7 protein-coding genes are annotated in these 11,024 nt (G+C 36.6%); 5 read left to right on the top strand and 2 right to left on the bottom strand.

The genetic code is table 11. The features are described 5' to 3' along the window. Positions 1–332: 332 nt before the first annotated feature. A complete protein-coding gene (locus MP478_RS15990; RefSeq protein ID WP_257190897.1) occupies positions 333–1,187 on the bottom strand; it encodes an AraC family transcriptional regulator in 855 nt (284 codons plus the stop codon). Positions 1,188–1,310: 123 nt separating this feature from the next. On the opposite strand from MP478_RS15990, the gene MP478_RS15985 reads away from it, so the two are divergent. The 3 genes from MP478_RS15985 to MP478_RS15975 are packed head-to-tail and all read left to right on the top strand — an operon-like array spanning position 1,311 to position 6,471. Beyond that, positions 1,311–2,540 carry a sugar MFS transporter gene (locus MP478_RS15985; RefSeq protein WP_257190896.1) on the top strand — a complete coding sequence of 410 codons (1,230 nt, stop codon included), beginning with the start codon at positions 1,311–1,313 and terminating at the stop codon, positions 2,538–2,540. A 1-nt stretch (position 2,541) separates the two neighbouring features. Further along, positions 2,542–4,023, top strand: a complete 1,482-nt coding sequence (locus tag MP478_RS15980; protein WP_257200972.1) for a trehalase family glycosidase — start codon at positions 2,542–2,544, stop codon at positions 4,021–4,023. Between the two features lie 24 nt (positions 4,024–4,047). Continuing rightward, the gene (locus tag MP478_RS15975) at positions 4,048–6,471 is read left to right on the top strand and encodes a TonB-dependent receptor (protein ID WP_257200971.1); all 2,424 of its coding nucleotides are present in this window, start codon (positions 4,048–4,050) and stop codon (positions 6,469–6,471) included. Positions 6,472–6,586: 115 nt separating this feature from the next. On the opposite strand, the gene MP478_RS15970 is transcribed toward MP478_RS15975, so the two are convergent. Continuing rightward, a complete protein-coding gene (locus tag MP478_RS15970; protein WP_257190893.1) occupies positions 6,587–7,225 on the bottom strand; it encodes an MBL fold metallo-hydrolase in 639 nt (212 codons plus the stop codon). Between the two features lie 70 nt (positions 7,226–7,295). Here MP478_RS15970 and MP478_RS15965 point away from each other — a divergent pair, with 70 nt between their 5' ends. After that, positions 7,296–8,522, top strand: a complete 1,227-nt coding sequence (locus MP478_RS15965) for a DUF5103 domain-containing protein (protein ID WP_257200970.1) — start codon at positions 7,296–7,298, stop codon at positions 8,520–8,522. A 373-nt stretch (positions 8,523–8,895) separates the two neighbouring features. Beyond that, positions 8,896–10,854, top strand: coding sequence for a M4 family metallopeptidase (locus MP478_RS15960; protein ID WP_257200969.1), 1,959 nt, complete (start codon positions 8,896–8,898; stop codon positions 10,852–10,854). Positions 10,855–11,024 lie beyond the last annotated feature (170 nt).

The following is an 11,024-nucleotide window of genomic DNA, read 5'->3' as shown; positions in this document are numbered from 1 at the left end:
AGTCTTAAGATGAAAACACCAGATATGGTGCATAAAAAATCCGGAGAAAGAATAATTCCTCCGGATAGTAATATTGTTTAATTTAGTGTCAACCTATTTTAGGACGACTCACTCTTAGATTTCTCAGGTGTATTGTGCTGCTATTATTTCACTCACAGATTTAACGGGTGCACAATGATAGTAACGTAATTATATCACCCTATAACGCAAGCAACAGTTCAATCTGCGAGAATTTTTATGCTTGGATTCCTGCGGAATGACAAAGTATGTGGGTAAACTAAGCGCAATATTTGTCATCCTATGTTTGTAAAATATTAATTTTATTATACATTTCACCTTATTTGAGAATAGTTCTTAATAAACTCTGAAGGTGTTTTTCCTGTGTATTTTTTAAACATCCTGTTGAAGTAGGTCACATTATTAAAACCACAGCTATAGCTGCATTCTGAAATGGTTTTATCCTGAGCCATCAAAAGACAGGCTTTATTAATCCGGTATCGGTTTACAAATTCTGTAAAAGTGATCTGAGTTGCTTTTTTAAAGAAATTGCAAAAGGCCGGTAAAGTAAGGTTCGCCAGTTTTGCTACTTCTTCAATATTAATTTCTTTATCATAATGATGCTCTACATAGGTGAAAATATTTTCCAGTCGGGTTTTATTCTTTGAAATGATGGTGTAAGGCATGATTTCCTTATTTAAAAGCTCATAGTCTTTACATGTAGAGAGTTCGAAAAGAATATCAAGAAGTATTAAATATCTTTTGTAACCATCAGACTCAAGCATGAGTTTAAGTTTTGGAAGCACTGCTTTTTTTACTTTGTGATGAAAGTGAATGCCATATTTCGAAAGTTCCAGTAAGTTTTTAATAGATCTGGCTTCTACTTCCTGTTCAGGGAACTGAAGAATTTCTTCTTTAAACTGAAGTACAATTTCTTCATGGGGATCAATGGAATTTAAACCAAATCCAGAATGGGGAATATTGGATCCGATAAGAACGAGATCTCCATGGGTATAATTACTTTTATGATAACCCACATGGCGGGTTCCGTTCCCGGAAATTACACAGACCAGCTCAATTTCGGGATGATAATGATATTCCCATTTGAATTCCGAAATAGGGGAATTATTATGAATAGTACGGAACGAGCTTTTCTCATTGGGAATGACTCTTTCAAAAGTAACTTTCATTTAATTAATCATATTTAATCATTAAAAATACTAATTATATTAATATTGTTCAAATATTGATTTACTGTGTTAAATTATCGTTAACACAAATGCTTCTATCTTAGCCGACAAGAAATGATCTGAATGAAAAATTTCAATATAAAGGCTGTATTATTTTTAAATTATTTTGTTTTCGCAATTCTTTTGAATTCTGTGGGAACAGTTATTCTCCAGGTTCAGCAGAATTTTGGAATTTCAAAATCGTCTGCCAGTATCCTGGAAGGGTTTAAAGATCTTCCGATTGCCATTTGTTCATTTATCCTGGCTTCATTTCTTCCGAAAATAGGGATCAAAAACTCAATGCTGGCTGCTTTATTTATGGTGAGCTGCATGTGTTTTGTAATGCCTTTTGCCAGTGGTTTTTGGATCTTTAAAGTATTATTTGCCATTGTAGGGATTTCTTTTGCCCTTATTAAAATATCAGTTTTTACGTCTATTGGACTGGTTACAGAAACCGATAAGGAACATTCCAGTTTTATGGGATTTCTGGAAGGCTTTTTTATGATTGGAGTACTGGCAGGAAATCTTCTGTTCAGTTTATATATTGATGATCATAATCCTAAATCTACCCGTTGGCTTAATGTGTACTGGGTTTTAGGAGCGCTTTCTACACTTTCATTTTTGTTTTTATTCTTTTCAAAACTGAACGAGAAGGAGACAAAAAGTGATAAAACAGATCTGATAGGCGACTTAAAAAACAGTGCAAGTTTATTCAGTTATAAAAAAGTATTGTTCTTTTTACTATGTGCCTTCCTTTTTGTGTTGGTAGAACAGAGTTTTCAGACATGGACACCTACTTTTTATAAAGAAATCTTAAAGGTGCCAACTTCAATGAGCATTCAGGCGGGAGCTGTTTTAGCCGGGGCTTTTGCTTTGGGAAGGTTTTTATCAGGTTTCTTCTCGAAAAAGTTCAGCTGGATTTATGTTGTTTCATTTTGCGTAATTGGCTTTGCCGTAAGTTTACTTTTGGTATTGCCATTAACCCATCATATTCATATTGGTACCGATACTAATTGGCTGAATGCACCTCTTGTGGTGTATCTGTTCCCGTTAATGGGTGGTTTGCTGGCTCCTATTTATCCCAGTATTAATTCAGTGATTTTAGCTTCCATACCGAAATACTTACACAGTGCCATGTCCGGACTTATTGTTGTGTTTTCAGCAATCGGAGGAACTATAGGCTCAATTATTACCGGTTTTGTGTTTCAGGAATTTAGTGGGCAGCAGGCATTTTACCTTTCATTAATTCCGCTTTCACTCCTGATCACGTCAGCCATTTTCATGAATAAATTAAAAATAAATCCTAAAAAATAAAATGAGTAATCAACTTTACATCAAGGAAATTCAGACTCTTTTTGATGAGGTACAGAAGGCTAAGATTTTTGAAGATCAAAAAATGATGACCGATGCGGTTCCATTATTTCTGATCAATGAAATCAATAAAAAGTATGAAGAGGCAAAAAAAGCTGAAGATTTTATACTGAAAGATTTTGTGATGGCCCATTTTGATTTTCTAGGGGCAAAAATTTCTGTTCAGAGAGAACATCATCTTCCTATTGAAGAGCATATTGAAAAATTATGGGACGAACTGACCCGTACGGCCTATGAAGAAAAAGGAACCCTCTTGAAATTACCAAAACCTTATATTGTTCCTGGAGGGCGATTTAATGAGTTTTTCTATTGGGACAGCTATTTTATTATGCTTGGATTGCAGGTTTCCGGGAGAGTGGAAATGATGAAGAATATTGTGGAAAACTGTGCTTATCTGATCCAGCATGTAGGGTTTGTTCCGAATGCAAGCAGAACTCATTTCTTAAGCCGTTCCCAGCCTCCGTATTTTTCGCTGATGCTGGATCTGCTTTTTGAAACTACCCATCATAATGAAATCTATATACAATATCATGATACTTTAGAAAAAGAATATGCTTTCTGGATGAATGGTGAAGAAGAGCTGGAGAGTGGTTCATGTATCAAAAGAGTAGTGAAAACCAAGGATGGTGATATTTTAAACCGTTATTATGATACGGAAAATACACCACGTCCTGAAAGTTACCTGATCGATATTGAGGATCATGAAAATGCTTCCGGGGATGAATTTTACAGAAATATAAGAAGTGCCTGTGAATCCGGCTGGGATTTTTCCAGCAGATGGTTTGCAGACGGAGAACATATACAGACTATAGAAACGCTGAACCTTGCTCAGGTAGATCTGAATTGCCTCTTATGGCATTTGGAAACCACACTGGCAAAATCTTCAGCACTTCAGAATCTAACTGAAAAGGAAAATTATTTTACTGAAAGAGCAGCAACGCGAAGACAGATGATCAATAAATACTTCTGGGATGAAAAAGCGAAGACGTATAAGGATTATCATACTAAAAAAAACACAAAAACACCGTCTGAGCATATTGCTGCTCTTTACCCTTTATTTCTGGGATTGGCAAATGGGGAACAGGCGAAAGGAGTTGCCAGAATTATTGCTGAAAAATTCCTGTATCAGGGAGGGTTGGTTACCACAACAAAAAAATCGGGACAGCAATGGGATTTACCCAATGCATGGGCTCCTTATCAGTGGCTGGGTTTTCAATCTATGAAGAATTATGGGTGTAATGAGCTGGCTGAAAAAATAAAAAATAACTGGTGTTCGAATGTAGAAAGAGTCTACAACAATACCGGAAAACTTATGGAAAAATACAATGCATTAGATACAGAAACAATTGCAGGCGGAGGGGAATACCCCAATCAGGATGGATTCGGTTGGACGAATGGAGTGTATTTAAAATTACAACAAAACTGAAACTAACAACAAAAAAATAGGGCTATGAAAAATAAATCAATCTTTTTAATTGCCGCCACAGCTACATTGTACTTCAATAATGTGTATGCTCAGGAAACACCGCAGGACTCCGCGAAAGTCTCTTCCATCGACCAGATCGTTATTACCGGAAATTCTAATCCAAAGAAAAAAATAGAATCCAGTACCGCGATTTCTACTTTCAGTGCTAAGGAAATTCAAAAACAGAATCCTATCAGTGCTGCTGCTTTGCTGCAAAGAGTTCCCGGGTTTGCAGTAGAAACCTCCGGTGGTGAGGTAGGCAATAACCTTTTTGCAAGAGGAATCCCTTCTGCGGGAGCTTATGAATTTGTGCAGGTACAGGAGGATGGTCTTCCGGTTTTTGAAGATGGGGCGCTTCAATTTGCCAATGCTGATAATTTTTTCCGTGTAGATAATACTGTAGGACGCCTGGAAGCTTTAAGAGGAGGGTCAGGTTCTATCTATGCCAATAATTCTCCCGGAGGACTGATCAACTTTATTACTAAAGAAGGAACCAACGATTTTAAAGGAACAGCGAAAATTGAAACCAGTACTTACGGATTAATGCGTACAGACCTCAATGTGGGAGGAGCATTGGTGAAGGATCAATTGTTCTTCAACATAGGAGGTTTCTACAGAACGGATGACGGAATCAGAAAAACCGGTTTCAAAGCCAATAATGGAGGCCAGATCAGGATGAATCTGAAATATGTCTTTGATAAAGGATATGTGAAAGTATATTATAAAAAACTGGACGACAGAAATACATTTTATCTCCCAATTCCTCTGATTCAGGACGGGAATACCTTAAAAGAATTTCCGGGCTTTGATCCTAACTACGGAACCTATAGCTACAGGGCAATCAGTCAGTTGAATATCCCTCAGGCCGGAGGAGGATTTTTTAATAGAAATCTGGAAGATGGAATTCACCCGAAAGTGGATGTAGTAGGGGCTGAATTCAAATATGATCTGGGAAATAATTTCAGTGTTTTAAATAAGACGAGATATACCAATATCAATATGAATTATACAGGGATTTTCCCTGCCGGAAGTCCAAAGACAACTTCTGAGTTTGCAAAGGAGATGGGGATGTCCAGTTATCAGTATTCTCTTGTGAGTAATGGAGCAGTTGTTGATCCTGCGTATGTTCAAAAGTTAGGATTCTGGGCCATTGACAAGCAGATGAATAATTTTGTAAATGACTTACAGCTTAATTATAAATTTGACAAAGGAAATCTAACAGCAGGTTTTTATAAATCTAACTGGAAGTCTCATCAATACTGGAACTGGAGCAATATTTTGGCTACAGCTACAGACCGCCCCCAGCTGCTGAATCTTGTAGACCCTTCACTCAATCCTTCAGATACAGGATATTCTAAAACCTATAATGGGGTTACAGATATGACTTTCCTGCAGAGAGATACCCAGACGCAAGGGAGCTTAAATGATCTGTATTTAAATGTGGATTATAATGTGACAGAAGCACTGAGCCTGAATGGAGGTATCCGTTACAGTCACGATTTTTATAAGGGTAGTTTTGCCAATACGACAACATCTAATTTAAATAACTCAGGATTGACGACAGATGGAACTCATAGCTTTGCAACGACTACGGCTGATGATAACATGAGTGTATTAGGAAATAAATTTACATATTGGAACTACAATATAGATAAGGTGTCTTTCACATTAGCGGCCAATTATAAGATCAACCGAGAAAATGCAGTCTATGCCCGTTTCTCTAACGGTTTCAGATCACCCAATGAGGAAGCTTATTATAATTACTTTTCCAATCCAGCCCCTGATAAACCTTTAAAATCAGTATTAACCAATCAGCTGGAGGTCGGATATAAATATTACTCCCGTACTTTTGATGTGGCGGTAATTCCGTTCTATTCTACATTGAAGAACCTTTCCTTTACAGATATCTTTTCTAGCGGGAAGTCTGAAAACACTTTTGCCAATACAGAAAACTATGGGGTTGAATTAGAAGGGTATGCCCGCTTATTTAATAATATTCTGGAAGTTACATTTAACGGAACTATTCAGAATCCTAAATATAAAAACCTGGAAGCAGGAAGCCTTTTGGAAGGGAATACCGTAAGAAGAATGCCTAAATTTTATTTTAATATTGCTCCTGCAGTCAATATTACAAAATCCTGGAGAGCCTATGTAAGCATGAATTACTATGGTAAAAGATTTCAGGATGAATTAAATGTTCAGACGTTACCTTCTTTCTCAGAATTTGGAGCAGGAATGTCTTACCAGCTAGGGAAAATTCGTTTTGCTGTAGATGGGACCAATATTTTTAACACTATTGGAATTACAGAAGGAGATCCTAGAGCCGGCTCACCAACAGGTGACGGTATTATCATGGCCAGACCTATTATGGGAGCTGCAGCCAGGGCATCCGTTACTTTAGATTTTTAAACTCTATTTCTTTATAACGTGAAACCGTCAGGATTTTTCTGGCGGTTTCTTTTTTTTATAGGCTCTCACAGACCGGGCAGATGTTTGTACCCGCTGACCCGAATACCGTACCCATCTAATTAAAAAATGGATTATACTGCTTTTCAAAACCGATTGAAGTAGGGTTTCCATGTCCGGAAAATACCTGAGTATCATCATGTAAAACAAAAAGCTTAGTTCTGATACCGTCGATAAGCTGCTCATAATTTCCTTTGTATAAATCTGTTCTTCCAATGCTGCCTTCAAAAAGAACATCACCTGAAATCATGAACTTCTGATTTTCATTGTGATACACTACACTTCCCGGAGAATGCCCCGGAACATGATAGATCTTAAACTTTTCTCCATCAAGATCCAGCTCGTCACCTTCTTTTACATAGTTTATCTCTACTTTTACAGGATCTATACTCATTCCGAATCTTAATCCGCTTGCCTGAAGCATATCCAAAACCTCCTGGTCTTCTTTGTGCATATTAACCGGTACTTTAAATGTGTCAGAAGCCCACTGAAGTCCCAAAACATGATCAATGTGAGCATGAGTCAGAAGGATTTTCTGAATTTGTAAGCCATTTTCTGTGATGAATTTTTCAATGGCCTGAGTTTCCTGTCCGTTCATATTTCCCGGATCAATAAGCCAGGCGTTTTTATTTTCGTTGTAGACAATATATGTATTTTCGCTCGCAAAATTGAAAACGAAACCCTGAATCTGAAGCATATCCGAATATTTTTATTTCAAAAATACGATATTATTAAGAAAATGCCGATTTTTCGTTATCTTCGTCATAATGAAAACTTTGCGAATACTTTTACTCTCTTTGGGCGGATTGGTGTATGGACAAAATATCCAGAGTATCCAATTATTCAACCCACAAACGAATGACGAAACTCCTGTCATTAAATTTAATTCAGATGAAAAACTGGTGTTAACTTTTGATGACCTTACCAATGCCAGTGAAATTTATCGATACACGATCAAACATTACGACAGAAACTGGAATGACGATAACCTGTTTTTTACAGAGTTTGCCACAGGAAGCATGAATGGCCTTCTTGATCAGTTCCAGTATTCTTTTAATACATTACAGGCTTATACTCACTATAAACTGACTTTTCCCAATGATAAAATACAAGCGAAAATTTCAGGTAACTTTGAGCTGATTGTTTATAAAGACTCTGCAGATAAACCACTTTTCAAAAGACGTTTTTATCTGGTAGAAGATGCCGCTTCATTAGCTCTCAATATTTCAAGAATAGCAGATGCCAAAAAACCTAATATCAATCAAAGAGTAGAGGTAAAAGCAGTGCCCAGCGGCGGTGATCTTTCTTCCAATGTTAATTCTATGACACTGAATGTGATGCAGAATAACAACCCAAATACGACCATTTCGAATTTGAAAGCAAGTACTGTTTTAGGAAATCAGTTGCTTTTTCAGCAGATGAACCTCAGTTTTCCGGGAGATAATGAATTTTATTATTTCGATAATAAAAATATGAATACCCCTGCGGATATGGTTCGTACTGTAGAAATAAAAGACGGCGTAAACCAGACGTATTTGCATCCGGTTTGGGCTTTCCCTTTAAATTATCAATATCAGCCCGACGTAAACGGAGCGTGGTATTACAGAAGAAATGACTTAGGAAGAGAAAGAGATGCTGAAAGAGAAGCAGACTATTCATGGGTATATTTTTCTTTGGATTCTGATCCTGTAGACAAAGACATTTATATTCTTGGAGGATTTAACGGATATAAGCCGGGCAAAGAAAATCAGATGCAGTATGATGCCGCCAGTAAACAATATGTAGCTAAAATTTTTCTGAAGCAAGGATTTTATAACTATGTTCTGGCAACTAAAGAAAGTGACGGATCTCTAAATTTTGGAGAAATAAACGGAAATTTCTGGCAGACAGAAAACCTGTATCAGGCATTTTTATATTATGCTCCATTCGGAAGAAACTATGATGGTCTGATGGGGTATGGAGAATTTAGAACTCCAATTGGAAATAAACGGTAAAGAATCTTTACTTTTTTGAGAATTAAAAATAATCCAGTATATTAAAAAAATAGGCTGTCTCCCGATGAGATAGCCTATTTTTTGTAAAGCCGTATGAATACTGATTTCTCTGAAAAATACTAGATTATTTGAGCGGTAAAATACAATGTAACACATAATTAAAATTTTAATTCACAAAAATTTGATTTGTGTTAATATTATTAATTAAAACCTTTTTTAATCATAAAATTATCTTTAATTAATTCCTTTTTTTATAAAATCATTATTGTGTTTTATTAATCGATTTATAGTATCTATTGAATTTTATTCATTAAATTAATCATTTTATTGATGAAAATTTATAAATTCGTTTTTCACACTAACAAAAATTATTATGAAGACAAAGTTTATTTTAGTAGCAAGCGTTGCTGCCTGCTCTTTTGTTTTTGGGCAAAACACACCATCAAAATTAGTTCCGGGTAAAAGCGGATTACACGCAGAATTTATGAGGTTTGATAAAAACGCACCCACTTTTCAGGGAGGTCCGGTTTTATTTGATGAAACTTCTCAAAGGCTTTCATCGGGACAGGCCCGCAAACTGGGACTTGAAAAAGATGCCCTGGGATTTGAAACCCACAGATTTCAACAAACCGTAAATGATATTCCTGTGGAATACGGAATGATGGCCGTACAGACTAAAGGAGGCAAAATTGTTGGAGAATCAGGAAAATGGATTCTTAAAGTCCCTGAAAAAATTGAGAAAAAAGCAAATATCTCCGAAAATATAGCATTACAAAGTGCATTGTCATTTGTAGGAGCAGACGCTTATAAGTGGCAGAATAAAGAAGAGGAAGATTTTCTTAAAAAAGATTCAAATGATCCTAATGCCAGCTATGCCCCGAAAGGTGAATTGGTATATTATTCAGATCCTACTGATGAAAAGCTGAATGATTTAGTATTAGCATACAAATTTGACATCTATTCAGAGAAACCATTGAGCAGGCAATATGTTTTTGTAGATGCTAAGAATGGAAAAGTGTTAGGCGTAGATGCCATCATCCATGAAGTAAATACTCCGGGAACGGCTACTACCGGTTACAGCGGAAATCGGAATATCGTAGCTGACTCTTACAATGGAAGCTACAGATTAAGAGAAACCGGAAGAAATGCAGGAACAGCTGTAGAAACCTATAATTTGAAAAAAGGGACCAGTTATTCATCAGCTGTAGATTTTACAGATACTGATAATGTATGGAATAATGTTAACACGAATAAAGATCAGTATGCTACAGATGCCCATTGGGGAGCAGAAATGACTTTAGATTATCTATATACAAAATTTGGAAGAAAAAGTATTGACAACAATAATTTTGCGATCAAATCCTATGTTCATTATTCAACCAATTATTTCAATGCTTTCTGGGATGGTTCCAGAATGACTTATGGGGATGGAAGTTCCACTACTAATGGAGGTAAACCGTTAACTGCGATTGATGTTTGTGGTCATGAAATCACTCACGGAATGACTTCTAAAACAGCTAATCTTGTGTATCAGAGAGAACCGGGAGCATTAAATGAAGGATTCTCCGATATCTTTGGAAATTCTATCGAACGCTGGGCAAGACCTACCCAGGCCAGCTGGACTTTAGGAGAAGACTTTAGCTATGTGATCAGAGATATGGCGAATCCTAATGCATATAGCCAGCCGGATACTTATAAAGGAAAATACTGGAAAGATGCTACCACTACAGGCTGTGCTGTACCGGGACAAACAACAAACGATTATTGTGGTGTCCACACGAATTCAGGAGTCCTTAACTTCTGGTATTATTTATTAGTAACAGGAGGTTCAGGAACCAATGATAATGGATTTGCTTATAATGTTTCCGGAATCGGGTTGGATAAAGCAGGTGCAGTTGCTTACAGAACGTTGACTTCCTATTTAACTTCAACATCTACGTATGCCAATGCGAGAACGTATTCTTTGCAGGCAGCAGCAGATTTATATGGAGCAGGAAGTAATGAAGTAACACAGGTTACCAATGCCTGGAATGCTGTAGGTGTTGGAGGAGGTACTTCTTCTGCAGGACTTATTGCCTCAGCATCAAAAGTTTCTCCATATAAAATCAGCCCGAATCCTGCCACAGACAGGTTTATGGTGGAATTTGAAACGAAAGCCGGAAATGGAGTGGTAGAAGTAGTGAGTTTAACAGGTAAGAGAGAGCTTTCTGAAAAAGTGAATCTTACTGACGGAGAAAACAGAATAAATATACAACTTCCTTCTAATATCCTGCCTGGTGTATACGTTGTAACCGTGAATGGTCAGAATGCAGGAAACCTGATTAAAAAATAATCTCTAATATATTTAAAAAAATAGGCTGTCTCTGATGAGATAGCCTATTTTTTTGTAAAACCTCATGAATGCTGAGTTTTAAGAAAATAGGGGTCTATTTGAGGTGCAAAATACAATGTAGTGCATAATTAAAGTTTTAATTCACAAAATTTTGATTTGTATTAATATTA

The sequence above is a fragment of the Chryseobacterium sp. WG14 genome, from assembly GCF_024586945.1.
In the GTDB taxonomy this organism is placed as follows: Bacteria; Bacteroidota; Bacteroidia; order Flavobacteriales; family Weeksellaceae; genus Chryseobacterium.
The sequence above is the reverse complement of the archived record's forward strand: the minus strand, read 5'-3'. Positions and strand labels throughout refer to the sequence as shown.

What these genes read in the sequence shown, in the direction of transcription:
- MP478_RS15990 (WP_257190897.1), bottom strand. Translation starts at nt 1,187, where the DNA reads ATGAAAGTTACTTTTGAAAGAGTCATTCCCAATGAGAAAAGCTCGTTC.
- MP478_RS15985 (WP_257190896.1), top strand. Translation starts at nt 1,311, where the DNA reads ATGAAAAATTTCAATATAAAGGCTGTATTATTTTTAAATTATTTTGTT.
- MP478_RS15980 (WP_257200972.1), top strand. Translation starts at nt 2,542, where the DNA reads ATGAGTAATCAACTTTACATCAAGGAAATTCAGACTCTTTTTGATGAG.
- MP478_RS15975 (WP_257200971.1), top strand. Translation starts at nt 4,048, where the DNA reads ATGAAAAATAAATCAATCTTTTTAATTGCCGCCACAGCTACATTGTAC.
- MP478_RS15970 (WP_257190893.1), bottom strand. Translation starts at nt 7,225, where the DNA reads ATGCTTCAGATTCAGGGTTTCGTTTTCAATTTTGCGAGCGAAAATACA.
- MP478_RS15965 (WP_257200970.1), top strand. Translation starts at nt 7,296, where the DNA reads ATGAAAACTTTGCGAATACTTTTACTCTCTTTGGGCGGATTGGTGTAT.
- MP478_RS15960 (WP_257200969.1), top strand. Translation starts at nt 8,896, where the DNA reads ATGAAGACAAAGTTTATTTTAGTAGCAAGCGTTGCTGCCTGCTCTTTT.